At 65.4% G+C, this 13131-nt stretch carries 12 protein-coding genes and 1 tRNA gene; 7 read left to right on the forward strand and 6 right to left on the reverse strand.

Features of this window, described 5'->3' with window-relative positions; genetic code table 11:
- Positions 1-6: 6 nt before the first annotated feature.
- Positions 7-309, reverse strand: coding sequence for a SelT/SelW/SelH family protein (locus BPET_RS13635; protein ID WP_041862899.1), 303 nt, complete (start codon positions 307-309; stop codon positions 7-9).
- 250 nt (positions 310-559) lie between these two features.
- On the opposite strand from BPET_RS13635, the gene BPET_RS13640 reads away from it, so the two are divergent.
- The 7 genes from BPET_RS13640 (at position 560) to BPET_RS13670 (ending at position 6620) form a co-directional block, all read left to right on the forward strand.
- On the forward strand, positions 560-1786 hold the full coding sequence (locus tag BPET_RS13640) for a sensor histidine kinase (RefSeq protein ID WP_012249606.1): 1227 nt from the start codon (positions 560-562) through the stop codon (positions 1784-1786).
- On the forward strand, positions 1783-2334 hold the full coding sequence (locus BPET_RS13645; protein WP_012249607.1) for a response regulator transcription factor: 552 nt from the start codon (positions 1783-1785) through the stop codon (positions 2332-2334). The genes BPET_RS13640 and BPET_RS13645 overlap by 4 nt, the downstream gene beginning before the upstream one ends.
- Before the next feature lie 238 nt (positions 2335-2572).
- Positions 2573-3481 carry a ubiquinol oxidase subunit II gene (gene cyoA, locus BPET_RS13650; RefSeq protein WP_041862900.1) on the forward strand — a complete coding sequence of 303 codons (909 nt, stop codon included), beginning with the start codon at positions 2573-2575 and terminating at the stop codon, positions 3479-3481.
- Positions 3481-5457, forward strand: a complete 1977-nt coding sequence (cyoB, locus tag BPET_RS13655) for a cytochrome o ubiquinol oxidase subunit I (RefSeq protein WP_012249609.1) — start codon at positions 3481-3483, stop codon at positions 5455-5457. The genes cyoA and cyoB overlap by 1 nt, the downstream gene beginning before the upstream one ends.
- Before the next feature lie 3 nt (positions 5458-5460).
- The gene (gene cyoC / locus BPET_RS13660; protein WP_012249610.1) at positions 5461-6072 is read left to right on the forward strand and encodes a cytochrome o ubiquinol oxidase subunit III; all 612 of its coding nucleotides are present in this window, start codon (positions 5461-5463) and stop codon (positions 6070-6072) included.
- Positions 6072-6434 carry a cytochrome o ubiquinol oxidase subunit IV gene (gene cyoD / locus BPET_RS13665; RefSeq protein WP_012249611.1) on the forward strand — a complete coding sequence of 121 codons (363 nt, stop codon included), beginning with the start codon at positions 6072-6074 and terminating at the stop codon, positions 6432-6434. The genes cyoC and cyoD overlap by 1 nt, the downstream gene beginning before the upstream one ends.
- A gap of 110 nt (positions 6435-6544) precedes the next feature.
- Positions 6545-6620 (forward strand) — tRNA-Val (locus BPET_RS13670).
- 325 nt (positions 6621-6945) lie between these two features.
- Here the strand turns inward: BPET_RS13670 and BPET_RS13675 are convergent.
- From BPET_RS13675 to rnr, 5 genes are all read right to left on the reverse strand, one after another.
- Positions 6946-7218: an HU family DNA-binding protein gene (locus BPET_RS13675; protein WP_003812968.1), complete on the reverse strand. Its 273-nt coding sequence runs from the start codon at positions 7216-7218 to the stop codon at positions 6946-6948.
- Positions 7219-7546: 328 nt separating this feature from the next.
- Positions 7547-8227, reverse strand: coding sequence for a Fe2+-dependent dioxygenase (locus tag BPET_RS13680; protein ID WP_012249612.1), 681 nt, complete (start codon positions 8225-8227; stop codon positions 7547-7549).
- 27 nt (positions 8228-8254) lie between these two features.
- Positions 8255-9496, reverse strand: a complete 1242-nt coding sequence (locus BPET_RS13685) for a cystathionine gamma-synthase family protein (RefSeq protein WP_012249613.1) — start codon at positions 9494-9496, stop codon at positions 8255-8257.
- 169 nt (positions 9497-9665) lie between these two features.
- The gene (gene rlmB / locus BPET_RS13690; protein WP_012249614.1) at positions 9666-10403 is read right to left on the reverse strand and encodes a 23S rRNA (guanosine(2251)-2'-O)-methyltransferase RlmB; all 738 of its coding nucleotides are present in this window, start codon (positions 10401-10403) and stop codon (positions 9666-9668) included.
- 126 nt (positions 10404-10529) lie between these two features.
- Positions 10530-12998 carry a ribonuclease R gene (gene rnr / locus BPET_RS13695; RefSeq protein ID WP_085970211.1) on the reverse strand — a complete coding sequence of 823 codons (2469 nt, stop codon included), beginning with the start codon at positions 12996-12998 and terminating at the stop codon, positions 10530-10532.
- Positions 12999-13131: the final 133 nt, after the last annotated feature.

A 13131-nucleotide genomic window follows, 5' to 3' on the forward strand; every position in this document is an offset into this window, starting at 1 on the left:
CCCCGATCAGTCGCCGGCGCGGCCGGAGCGGTCGATGTGGCCCAAGTCGCGCCCCGGGTCCAGATGGTCGCGCACGCGCTGCTTGAGAACCTTGGCGTCGGGGAACCCTCCGTCGACTGTGCGGTCCCAGAGCAGGCTGTCGTCATAGTGGATACGGAACACGCCCCCCGTGCCCGGCACCAGCGCCACTGCCCCAAGGTCGGTGCCGAAGGTCGACAACAGCTCCTGCGCCATCCAGGCGGCTCGCAGCAGCCACTGGCATTGCGTGCAGTACACGATGCTGATACGGGGACGATTGGATTCACTCATGAAGCACTCCAAGCCTGGCCTGCGGGCGACGCCGCCGGCCGCCCCAGGCGCCAGTATGCTTGCGCCCGCGGCCGGCGGGCAAGCCGTTTTCGCTGCAGCGCAGCAGGCCATGCCAATTCGCAATACAATGCCCATGCGCCCCGCCCCGGGGCACGCGCCGGCATCCGCCCCGCAACAACTCCCTGCGGCCGCAGCACGGCGCCCGGCTTCCCGGCCGCCCGCCGGCCTGCGCCGGCCCCTCATTTTTGCTATGTCCGGTAGTTCCGCCAATTCTTTCCTGCGTACCTTGTGCAGCCTGCGCTGGCTGGCCATTGCCGGCCAGGCCGCGACCGTGCTGGTCGCCAGCGCGCTACTGGGACTCGAACTGCCGCTGCTGCCGCTATGGAGCGGCGTGGCGATGCTGGTGGCGTTCAACCTGTATGCCAGCCTGCGGGTGCGCCGCAGCCATGGCGAAATCGCCCCGGGCATCGCCTTCGCCCACTTGCTGGTCGACATTGCCGTGCTGTCGTGGATGGTGGGCTGGAGCGGCGGCATCCACAACCCGTTCGGCCTGATGTTCTTGATCCTGATCGCGCTGGCCGCCCTGGCGCTGCCGCGCGGGTGGGCGCTCGCCGCGGCGCTGGCCTGCCTGGCGGGATACGCCGTGTCCGCACTGCTGGGCAAGCCGCTCGAAGGACACCACAACCCGTACGCCCTGATCCTGTGGGCCATTGCCACCAGCTTTCTCATTTCGGCCATGGTGGTGCTGTATTTCTCGACCCGCCTGGCCGCCGACCTGCGCAGCCGCGAACGCGAGCTGGCGGCGCTGCGCGAGCGCTTCACCCGCAACGAGGGCATCGTCGCGCTGGCCACCCACGCCGCCGCCATGGCGCACGAGCTGAACACGCCGCTGGCCACCATGACCCTGCTGGCCGACGAGATCGCCGCCGAAGCCAACAACGAAGACCTGCGCGCCGACATCGCCCTGCTGGGGCAGTTGCTGGCGCTGTGCCGCGAGCGCATCCGCAACCTGGCCGTGCCCACCGAGGTCGATCTGGTGCGCGTGGTGAGCCAGTGGCGCCTCGTGCGCCCCACCATCGACCTGCACCGCACCGGCGAGCTGCCCACCACGCTGCGGGTCGAGCCGGCCATCGCGCATCTGCTGCAGGCGCTGCTGAACAACGCGGCCGACGCCGGCGAAGCCGAAGGCAATGCGCGCGTCGACCTGCATCTCGAATACCGCGACGGGGCGCTGCAGGGCGAAGTGCGCGACCATGGGCGCGGATTCGACCCCGACCATTCCCTGCTGCCCGCCACCAGCCTGTTTCACAGCGGCAAGCCCGGCGGGCTCGGCGTAGGGTTGGCGCTGTCGCACGCCACGGTAGAACAATTGGGCGGCGAAATGACCATGACCGCGGCCGACGGAGGAGGCGCCCGCATCCGTTTTTACCTGCCGCTGGAGCCCCACGCTCCGCGCGCTTCCGGAATACAAGCATGAACCCATCCGACGCCGGTCTGCTGATCGACGATGACGAACTCTACGTGCGCACGCTGCAACGCAGCCTGGCGCGCCACGGCCTGGAAACACGCGTGGCCACCAGCATCGCCGAAGCCTTGCGCGTGGCTGAAGACATGCTGCCCTCCTTCGCGCTGGTCGACCTGCGCCTGGGCGAGGATTCGGGCCTGACGCTGATCCGCCCGCTGCGCGCCCTGCGCGCCGACATGCGCATCCTGCTGGTCACCGGCTACGCCAGCGTGGCCACCGCCGTCGAAGCCATCAAGCGCGGCGCCGACGACTACCTGCCCAAACCCGCCACCGCGCCGATGATCCTGCGCACCCTGGGCCTGGCCAAGGCCGAGTCGGTGGCCATCGAATCCACCATGACGCCGCTGCACCGGCTGGAATGGGAACACATCCAGCAGGCGCTGCACGAATGCGGCGGCAACGTGTCGGCCGCGGCGCGGCTGCTGGGTATGCACCGGCGTTCGCTGCAACGCAAGCTGGCCAAGAAGCCCGGCCCCGAGCGCGATCCGGCGCTCGATTGAGCCCGCCCGGGTGCGACACGTTGTCGCACCTCGCCGGGCGGAGCAACGGCCGCCGCCCCGGTAGCAGCAGGCCTTTCTCTTGCCCATTCCTCGGTAAGACTCCAAATTGATGCGACTTTTCGTCGCATGTTTGCGCTGCAACAAATCGCTAGCATTGCGGCTTCACCGCATCTTTGCGTCTGCGCAAGGCGCGGATGCATTTCTTGCCGGCCACGGCAATCCACCCTCAAGGCTGTACGTGAAACACCCCTTCTTTGCCACCTTCGGGCGCACGCTCGGTATCGGTGCGCTCATGCTGCTCGGCGGCTGCACGATGGAAGTGCTTTCCCCCAAGGGAGACATCGGCGCCCAGGAAAAAACCCTGATTCTCACCGCTCTGGGGCTGATGCTCCTGATCGTGGTGCCCGTCATCATCATGACGCTGTATTTCGCCTGGAAATACCGCGCGTCGAACACCCAGGCGGTGTACATGCCGCGCTGGTCGCACTCGACCCGCATCGAGGTGGTGGTGTGGACCATTCCCTGCATCATCGTCGGCATTCTGGCCGTGCTGACCTGGCGCTCCTCGCATGAGCTGGACCCCTACCGCCCCATCGAATCGGCCGTCAAGCCGGTGAACATCGACGTGGTGTCGATGGACTGGAAGTGGTTGTTCATCTACCCCGACTACGGCATCGCCACCGTCAATGAAATTGCCTTCCCCGTGGACGCGCCGGTGCAGTTCCGCATTACGTCGGCCTCGGTGATGAACTCTTTCTTCATTCCTCAGCTCGGCAGCCAGATTTATTCGATGGCCGGCATGGAAACCAAGCTGCACCTGATCGCCCGCGAGCCCGGCACCTACGCCGGCATCTCGGCCAACTACAGCGGCGGCGGTTTTTCAGGCATGCGCTTCAATGCCATCGCCACGTCGCAACAGGGCTTCGAAGACTGGATCAACCAGGCCAAGGCCGCCAACAACCCGCTCACGCCCGCGGCCTACCAGGCCCTGGCGGCGCCCAGCATCAATGTGGCCGCCACGCGCTACTCCAGCACCCCCACGGGCATGTTCGACTACATCATGCACAACCAGATGAGCAAGATCGCCGGCCTGGATCCGGCGAACTGCACGCCCACGTCGCAGAATTTGATCGCAGGAAACAACTGATGTTCGGCAAACTCACCCTAGAGTCCATTCCGTACCATGAGCCCATCGTCATGGTCACGCTGGCGGCGGTGGCCATCCTGGGCCTGGCGCTGGTGGGCGCCATCACCTACTACGGCAAATGGAAGTACCTGTGGACCGACTGGCTCACCACCGTCGACCACAAGCGCATCGGCATCATGTACATCATCGTGGCGCTGGTCATGCTGCTGCGCGGCTTCGCCGATGCCATCATGATGCGCACCCAGCTCGCGGTGGCCTCGGCCGACTCGGCGGGCATCCTGCCGCCGCACCACTACGACCAGATCTTCACCGCCCATGGCGTCATCATGATCTTCTTCATGGCGATGCCGTTCATCACGGGCCTGATGAACGTGATCGTGCCGCTGCAGATCGGCGCGCGCGACGTGGCCTACCCATTCCTTAACTCGCTGAGCTTCTGGCTGTTCGGCGCCGGCGTGGTGCTGATGATGCTGTCGCTGTTCGTGGGCGAGTTCGCCGCTACCGGCTGGCTGGCCTACCCGCCGCTGTCCGGGCTGGACTACAGCCCGGGGGTGGGGGTCGACTATTACCTGTGGGCCTTGCAGATATCGGGGCTGGGCACCACCCTGAGCGGCATCAACTTCATCGTGACCATCCTGCGCATGCGCGCGCCCGGCATGAACTTGATGAAGATGCCGGTGTTCACCTGGACGGCGCTGGTCACCAACGTGCTGATCGTGGCCGCCTTCCCGGTGCTGGCCGCCACGCTGGCCCTGCTGACCGCCGACCGCTACCTGGGCACGCACTTCTTCACGAACGACATGGGCGGCAACGTCATGATGTACGTGAACCTGATCTGGATCTGGGGCCACCCCGAGGTCTACATCCTGATCCTGCCCTGCTTCGGCGCGTTCTCGGAAATCGTGGCCACCTACTCCAAGAAACCGCTGTTCGGCTATACCTCGATGGTCTACGCCACGGCGGCGATCGGCATCCTGTCGTTCCTGGTGTGGCTGCATCACTTCTTCACCATGGGGTCGGGAGCCAACGTCAACGCCTTCTTCGGCATCATGACCATGATCATCTCGGTGCCCACCGGGGTGAAGATATTCAACTGGCTCTTCACCATGTACCGCGGCCGGGTCGAGCTGACCACGCCCATGCTGTGGACCATCGGGTTCATGGTCACCTTCGTGATCGGCGGCATGACCGGCGTGCTGATGGCGATTCCCGCGGTGTCGTTCGTGCTGCACAACAGCCTGTTCCTGATCGCCCACTTCCACAACGTCATCATCGGCGGCGTGGTATTCGGCTGCATCGCCGCCATGACCTACTGGTTCCCCAAGGCCTTCGGCTTCAAGCTGAACGAGCGGCTGGGCAAGTATTCGTTCTGGTGCTGGCTGGTGGGCTTCTACCTGGCCTTCATGCCGCTGTATATCCTGGGCTTCAAGGGTATGACGCGGCGCCTGAACCACTACGACAACCCCGAGTGGCAGCCGTACCTGATCGTGGCCCTGGTCGGCGCCTGCTTCGTGGCGCTGGGCATCTGGTTCATTCTGCAGCAGGTCTTCGTCAGCATCCGCGACCGCAAGCAGAACCTGGACACCACCGGCGATCCCTGGGGCGGCCGCACCCTGGAGTGGTCGATTCCGTCGCCCGCGCCGTTCTACAACTTCGCCCACGTGCCGCACGTCGACCATCTGGACCAGCACTGGGAAAACAAGCAGAACGGCACCGCCTACACGGCGCCCGCCAGCTACGAAGACATCCACATGCCGCGCAACACCGGCGCCGGGGTGTACATCGGCGCCTTCGGGCTGGCCATGTGCTTCGGCCTGATCTGGCACATCTGGTGGCTGGCCATCGTCGGCCTCCTGGGCATGATCGGCTCGTTCCTGGTGCGCGCCTATGACCGCGACACCGACTACTACGTGCCCGCCGCGGAAGTCGAGCGCATCGAATCCGCCCATCTCGCCAACATGCAAAAAGCCGCCTGAGCCATGACCCAAGCTGTAACCGCCCTGCCCCACGGGTCCGGCCACGCCGGACACCATGATGACGGATCCAAGACCGTATTCGGGTTCTGGATCTACCTGATGAGCGACCTGCTGATCTTCTCGGTCCTGTTCGCTACGTTTGCCGTGCTGTCCAAGGCCACCGCCGGCGGCCCCACCGGCGCGGAACTGTTCGACCTGTCGTTCGTGCTGGTCGAGACCATGCTGCTGCTGATCAGCAGCTTCACCTTCGGCATGGCCATGCTGAACCTGCACGCGGGACGCGCGCGCCGCGTCATCGGCTGGCTATGCGTCACGTTCTTGTTCGGCGCCGGCTTCATCGGCATGGAAATATACGAGTTCCATCACCTGATCACCGAAGGCGCCGGCCCGCAGCGCAGCGCCTACCTGTCGGCATTCTTCACGCTGATCGGCACCCACGGCCTGCACGTCACGTTCGGCCTGGTCTGGATCGCGGTCATGGTCGACATGGTGCGCCGCCACGGCCTGGATTCGGTCAACGTCCGCCGCCTGTCGTGCCTGAGCCTGTTCTGGCACTTCCTGGACATCGTCTGGATCTGCGTGTTCACATTTGTTTATCTTCTGGGAGCGCTCTGATGTCGCACGACACGATAGCCGCGGCGGACCACGGCCATGACGACGCCGCCCATGGCACCCTGAAATCGTACCTGGTGGGCTTCGGCCTTTCCATTCTTCTGACGCTGGCATCGTTCGGCCTGGTCATGTCCGGCGCCGTGCCGCGCTCGCTGGCGATGCCCGGCATCATCGTGCTGTGCGTGGCGCAACTGCTGGTGCAGCTGGTCTACTTCCTGCACATGGGCGCTTCGCGCTCGCAGCGCGACAACCTGTCGGCCTTTGTGTTCGCCGTATTCGTCATCGCCATCATCGTGGGCGGCTCGGCGTGGGTGCTGCACAACATGAACGCCAACATGATGCACCCCATGCCCGCCGGCATGTAGCCTTAAGGCCCATTTGCCGGGGCCAGGCGGCTCCGGTATACTGCCGTCCGCGCTGCACTTGGCGGCAGCGCAGCCACCCTGGCGCCTGGCGGCGCACAGGCGGCACCCGGGGGTGCTTAGCTCAGCTGGTAGAGCGGCGCCCTTACAAGGCGTAGGTCACAGGTTCGACCCCTGTAGCACCCACCACCCCCCGCACAGCAAGGCACCCGTTCCGGGTGCCTTTTTGTTTTGCGGATCGCGTCGCAGGCATCTGACAGGGGCCAGGCTCCGGCAGGTGCCTGACCTCAAGGGATCGTTGCAGGGGTCAGGCTCCGACAGGTGCCTGACACCGAGGTGCGTAGAGGTTGCTTCAGTAGCACGATGCCAGGCACCTGCCGGAACCCGACACCTGCCATCGCCCGACGTAGCCTGCCCCCAGAAAACACAAAAGCCCTTGAAGGCCCGGCGCAGCACGCCGATTCAAGGGCTTTTCGATCGCGGGGCGGAGCGCCGCGCGATACCGTCGACAGGCTTAGTTGACGGCGTCTTTCAGGGCCTTGCCCGGACGGAACTTGGGCACCTTGGCCTTCTTGATCTTGATCGTTTCGCCGGTGCGCGGATTGCGGCCCGTGCGAGCAGCGCGCGCCGAAACGGCGAACGTGCCGAAGCCCACCAGCGTGACCGTACCGCCCTTCTTGAGCGTGGTCTTGACAGCACCGATCAGGGCGTCAAGCGAACGGCCAGCAGCAGCCTTGGAGATATCAGCCTTGCTGGCGATATGATCGATGAGTTCGGTTTTGTTCATTCAGGTTTACCCCTCACAAGGTATTGGTTCTGTCGGGCGCGCGCCAGCTTCGGAGGCAGGCTACGAGGCCAGCAAACGGAAGAACGGACGAGTGGAAATGCTTCTGGGCACTACCAGGCGCAACTGCAAAATTGCTGCGTCGCGGAGACTTCACCGCCACGATACCGTGGTGAAGTGTCAGCGACGCAGAGACGTATTAGGCCTTGCGCCGAAGCGGCTGTCAAGAGGAAAGCTTGCCAAAAGCCGCGCCAATACTGGCTCGGAGCATTATCAAATAAGCGAGCTTGCGTTCACGCAGCGCCACGCGCCCCGCCGCCGCGGCAGGGCCTCAGACGTCGGCCCAGCGGCGCAGCAGGTTGTGATAGATGCCGGTAAGCTGCACGATGGACGGATGGCCGGCGGCGTCCTGGTTGAGTCGCTGGATGGCAACGTCCATGTCCAGCAACAGATTGCGCTGGCTGTCTTCGCGCACCAGGCTTTGCATCCAGAAAAACGCGCTGATGCGAGCGCCGCGCGTTACCGGATTGACCTTGTGCAAACTTGTGCCCGGATACAGCACCAGGTGTCCGGCGGGCAGCTTGACCGAACGGGGGCCGTACGTGTCGTCTACGACAAGCTCGCCGCCGTCGTAGGTATCGGGGTCGGAAAAAAACAGCGTGGCAGAGAGGTCGGTGCGCACGCGCTCGGAAGTGCCCGGCACGACCCGCACCGCGTTGTCAACATGGTAGCCGAACGACTCGCCCCCTTCGTAGCGATTGAACAAGGGCGGAAATATCTTGCGCGGCAGCGCGGCCGACATGAACAGGTTGTTGGCCGACAGCCGCTGCAGGATCAGCTCGCCCAGCTCCTGGGCGAGCGGGTGCTGCTCGGGCAATTGGCGGTTGTGCTTGACCTGGGCCGACTGGTGGCCGGCCGTGACCCGGCCGTCGACCCAGTCGGCCTGCTCCAGGCGCTGGCGGATCTGCGCCGCCTCGGCGGCGCTGAAGACTTCGGCAATTTGTATAAGCATGAGGGCCTGCGAAAAAATCGGCGCGGGTTACGCCAGACAGGCCTGGAGCGCCTGGTCGAAGTCGTGCAGCAGGTCGGCCTGGTCTTCGATGCCCACCGACACCCGGATGAGGCTGTCGGCAATACCCATCTGGGCGCGCCGCTCGGCGCCCATTTCATAATAAATAGTGTGCGCAGCCGGCAGCGCCAGGCTGCGCGTGTCGCCCAGGTGCGTGGCCATCAGCACGATTTTCAAGCGGTTCAGGAAATCGAAACAATCGACGCCGTCGGCCAGCTCGATGCCCAGCAGGCCGCCATAGCGGCCGCCGAACAGTTGGGTCGCGCGCTCGTACTGCGGGTGCTCGGGGAGTCCGGGGTACAACACACGCGCCACGCCAGGGTGCGCCTGCAGCATCCGCGCCAGCGCCAGGGCATTGCTGCAGTGCGCCGCCATGCGCAGGGCCAGGGTTTCGGCGCCCACGGCGATGCGGTGCGCCGAATCGGCGGACAAAGTGCCGCCCATGTCGCGCAAGCCCTTTTTCTTGATCTGCAACAGCCCCCAGCCGGTGGCCGGGCCCTTGCGGTAGCTGTCGTAGATATTGGCGTAGCCCGACCAGTCGTAGAGGCCGGTATCGGTAATGGAGCCGCCCAGCGCGTCGCCATGGCCGCTGATGTACTTGGACAGCGAGTTCATCACCAGCGAGGCGCCCACCGAGCGCGCCTGGAACATCCACGGCGAAGTCAACGTGTTGTCGATGACATACACCAGGTTGAGTTCACGGCACAGCTCGCCGATACCGGCCAGGTCGGCCAGCTGGGTGCCCGGGTTGGCGATGGTTTCGGTGAACACCATGCGGGTGTTGGGCCTGAGGGCGGCGCGCACCTGGGCGATGTCGGTGGGATCGACGTAGCTGACCTCGACGCCCAGCTCGGCCAGCGTGCCCAGCAGGCTGTTGGTGTTGCCGAACACGTACTGGCTGGACAACAGGTGGTCGCCCTTGCGCAGCAGCGTCGAGAATACCGCCGCCAAGGCCGCCATGCCGGTGGCGAACGACACGGTGCCCGTGCCCGCTTCCATTTTGCTGATCTTGGCTTCCAGCGCGGTGGTGGTGGGCGTGCCCTGGCGGCCGTAGGTGAAACCGGCCTTGCCCTGGAACACCGCCGCCAGTTCGCGCGCGTCGGCATACGCGTACTCGGACGAGGTATGGATGGGCTTGTGCACCGCGCCGTGCTCGACGGATTGCAAGCGGTCGGAATGAAGAATCGTGGTGGTGAAACCGTTCTGAGGCATGATAGAAACCGAAATAAGCCCACCCCCGAAGCGCCGCGCGCTGCTCTTTCAAGGAGCGACGCAGGCGTACCGGCAAAACCGGGGCCGCGCGTCCCCGACCGGAGTACATCTGGTCATGCCGCAGGGGGTGCTATGACGCGCCATGACAGCCGGAATGAAAGCGGAAAGTTTACTCCCGGCGCTGGCGCACCGACTCGTACAGGCACACGGCGCTGGCCACGCTGACGTTCAGGCTTTCCACCGACCCCAGCATCGGGATATTGACCAGCTGGTCGCAGGTTTCGCGCGTCAGGCGGCGCATGCCCTCGCCCTCGGCGCCCATTACCCAGGCCATCGGCTGGCGCGCGTCGACCGTATGCAGGCTGCCGGCGGCCTGGTCGTCGGTGCCCACCACCCACACGCCGCGTTCTTTCAGGCCGCGCAGCGTGCGCGCGAGATTGGTGACGGTGATATAGGGCACGGTGTCGGCCGCCCCGCAAGCCACCCGCTGTACCGTGCTGTTGAGCCCCACGGCACGATCGCGCGGCGCGACCACCGCATGCACGCCGGCGGCATCGGCGGTGCGCAGGCAGGCGCCCAGGTTGTGGGGGTCGGTCACGCCGTCCAGCACCAGCAGCAGCGCCGGCCCTTCGATCGTGTCCAGCACTTCATCGACATCGACCGCCAGCAGGCGCTCTTCGGCCAGCGCCACCACGCCCTGATGGCGGGTGCCGCGCGCCAGGCCGTCCAACCGTTCGGCCGACACCGGGTGCACGCGCCGCCCCGCCCGCTCGGCCTGCTCCAGGAATGCCAGCATGCGCTTGTCGCGGCGCGAGGCCTCGACATAAATATCTTTGATCGACTCGGGCGCGTGCCGCAGCCGCGCCACGACCGCGTGAAACCCCGCCAGGACTTGGGCCGACGCCATGAATGTTCACCTTGTTGTAGATAACGACAAGCCGGCCCCTCCGGGGGGCCGGCCGCCGGCGCGCCAACGCGCGCCCGGCCATAGCCGCCATGTTACTGCCTGCGGCGCTGGCCGGCCCGCGCCCGGCTACCGGCGCGCGGTTTTCTTGGCCGGGGCGCGCTTCTTGGCAGGGGCCGCTGGCTTGGCAGCCTTCTTGGCCTGGGCGCGCCGCTGCTTGGCGGTCTGTCCCTTCAGCGCCGCCGGCTTGGGCGCGGCGGCTTTCTTCACCTTGCGCGGCTCGTCGGGATTGCGCGAAGCGGCCTTGCGCAGCGCCTCGAAGCTGGTGCCCTTGACCAGGCGGAACTCGATGCGGCGCGCTTCCAGGTCGACGCGCGAAACCTGCACCTGCACCTTGTCGGTCAGGCGGTAACGCATGCCGGTGCGTTCGCCGCGCAGTTCGTGCAGCGCCTCGTTGAACTGGAAGTACTCGCCGCCCAGTTCCGACACGTGCACCAGGCCTTCCACGTGCAGCGTATCCAGCGTGACAAACACGCCGAAGCTGGCCACGCCTGTCACCGTGCCGCTGAAATCTTCGCCCACGCGCTCTTTCACGAACCAGCACTTCAGCCAGGCTTCGACATCGCGCGAGGCCTCGTCGGCGCGCCGCTCGCTGGCCGACAGCAACAGGCCCAGTTTTTCCCAGGTGGCGTGTTCATGCTCGCGCTGCGTGCGGCCGATAACCACCGGCTGGTCTTCCAGGCCCGGCACATAGCGCCGGCCCGCCAGCAGGGCCTTGATCACCCGGTGCGTAAGCAGGTCGGGATAGCGCCGGATGGGCGACGTGAAATGGCTGTAGGCCGGATATGCCAGGCCGAAGTGGCCGACGTTGTCGGGGCTGTATATGGCCTGCTGCATCGAACGCAGGCACATGGTCTGCAGCAGCTGGAAATCGGCCCGGCCGCGCACGCTGTCGAGGAATTCGCCGTAATCCTTGGCGGTAGGCGCCTCGCCGCCGCCCAACGACAGGCCCAGGGTGCGCAGGAATTCACGCAGTGAAGTCAGGCGTTCCGGCGTGGGACCTTCATGGATGCGGTACAGGCCGGGGTGTTTGCTGCGGCTCATGAAGTCGGCCGCGCAGGTATTGGCCGCCAGCATGCACTCTTCGATCAGCTTGTGGGCGTCGTTGCGCACCACTCCGACAATCTGCTCGATGCGGCCCAGTTCGTTACAGACGATCTTGGTCTCGACCGTATCGAAATCGATGGCGCCGCGTTTCTTGCGCTGCTGCACCAGCAACTGGTAGAGCTCATGCAGGTGCCGCACGTGCGGCATGATTTCGCCCAGCGCGTGCGCCACCGGCCCGCCCGGCTGCTGCAGGGCTTCCCACACCTGGGTGTAGGTGGTGCGCGCATGCGAGTGCATCACGGCGTTGTAGAACTGGTAGGCCGTGATGGTGCCCGCCTTGGCGCCGGTGGCCGGAATCACCATATCGCACACCAGCACCAGCCGGTCGACCTGAGGATTGAGCGAACACAGCCCGTTGGACAGCGACTCGGGCAGCATGGGAATCACGCGGCGCGGAAAATACACGCTGGTGCCGCGTTCGAGCGCATCGTCGTCCAGGGCATCGCCGGGCGTGACGTAATGGCTGACGTCGGCAATCGCCACCAGCAGGCGCCAGGCCGGCCGCTTGCGCTGCCCGCTGCCCAGCTCCACGGGCTCGCAATACACCGCGTCGTCGAAATCGCGCGCATCTTCGCCGTCGATGGTGATCAGCGGCACGTCGCGCAGGTCGATACGGTCTTTCAGATCGGCCTTGCGCACCACGTCGGGCAGGCGCGAGGCCTGTTTGGCGGCGGGCTCGGAAAACTCGACCGGCACGTCGAACTTGCGCACCGCGATCTCGATCTCCATGCCCGGGTCGTCGATTTCGCCCAGCACTTCGGAAACCCGCCCCAGCGGCTGCGTGTGGCGCGTCGGCTGCTCCATGATCTGCACCGACACCACCTGGCCGTGCTGCGCCCCATTGGTGTCGCCCGGCGGAATGAGGATGTCGTGCTTGATGCGCTGGTCTTCCGGCACCACGATCGACAGACCGTGCTCGTGCAGGAAGCGGCCCACCAGCTTGTTGGTGCGCCGCTCGATGACCTCGACGATCATGCCCTCGGGCTTGCCGCGGTACTCGCCCGAAGGCTTGACCAGCACGCGGTCGCCATGCAGCACCTTGAGCATCTCGCGCGGCGACAGGAACAGGTCGGGGCCGCCGTCGTCGCGCAGCAAGAAGCCGAAGCCGTCGCGATGGCCCTGCACCTTGCCGGCCACGAAATCGAGCTTGGTGGCCAGCAGCAGCACGCCCTTGCGGTTCGGCATCAGTTGGCCGTCGCGCTCCATGGCGCCCAGGCGGCGTTCGAAACCCACCAGCGTGGCGGGCCGCTCGACACCCATGCGCTCGGCCAGTTCAGCGGGCGACAGCGGCGCCCCGGCTGATCGCAGCGCCTTCAGAATGGCTTCGCGCGAAGGCACGTCGGGGTCGAAGTCGGGGGGCGTTTCGGGCAACACGAATCCTGATCTGCCGTTGTTATTGTTATTCGAATCTTTATTCGATCGTTTTGCCAAAGTTGGGAATCCTGTATATAATCTTTCGCTTCTGTGGTCTGCCCAAGGCTGATCACTGCAGCAAGACCGGTTTGAAGACCAGTATGGTAAGGCATGTAGCACGTTGCTAGCAGTTTTGCAGCGTATCATACAA

It is taken from the genome of Bordetella petrii (assembly GCF_000067205.1).
In the GTDB taxonomy this organism is placed as follows: Bacteria; Pseudomonadota; Gammaproteobacteria; order Burkholderiales; family Burkholderiaceae_B; genus Bordetella_A; species Bordetella_A petrii.

Excerpts from the sequence above, each read along its gene's own strand:
- BPET_RS13635 (WP_041862899.1), bottom strand. The coding sequence starts at position 309 with ATGAGTGAATCCAATCGTCCCCGTATCAGCATCGTGTACTGCACGCAA.
- BPET_RS13640 (WP_012249606.1), top strand. The coding sequence starts at position 560 with ATGTCCGGTAGTTCCGCCAATTCTTTCCTGCGTACCTTGTGCAGCCTG.
- BPET_RS13645 (WP_012249607.1), top strand. The coding sequence starts at position 1,783 with ATGAACCCATCCGACGCCGGTCTGCTGATCGACGATGACGAACTCTAC.
- cyoB (WP_012249609.1), top strand. The coding sequence starts at position 3,481 with ATGTTCGGCAAACTCACCCTAGAGTCCATTCCGTACCATGAGCCCATC.
- cyoC (WP_012249610.1), top strand. The coding sequence starts at position 5,461 with ATGACCCAAGCTGTAACCGCCCTGCCCCACGGGTCCGGCCACGCCGGA.
- cyoD (WP_012249611.1), top strand. The coding sequence starts at position 6,072 with ATGTCGCACGACACGATAGCCGCGGCGGACCACGGCCATGACGACGCC.
- BPET_RS13675 (WP_003812968.1), bottom strand. The coding sequence starts at position 7,218 with ATGAACAAAACCGAACTCATCGATCATATCGCCAGCAAGGCTGATATC.
- BPET_RS13680 (WP_012249612.1), bottom strand. The coding sequence starts at position 8,227 with ATGCTTATACAAATTGCCGAAGTCTTCAGCGCCGCCGAGGCGGCGCAG.
- BPET_RS13685 (WP_012249613.1), bottom strand. The coding sequence starts at position 9,496 with ATGCCTCAGAACGGTTTCACCACCACGATTCTTCATTCCGACCGCTTG.
- rlmB (WP_012249614.1), bottom strand. The coding sequence starts at position 10,403 with ATGGCGTCGGCCCAAGTCCTGGCGGGGTTTCACGCGGTCGTGGCGCGG.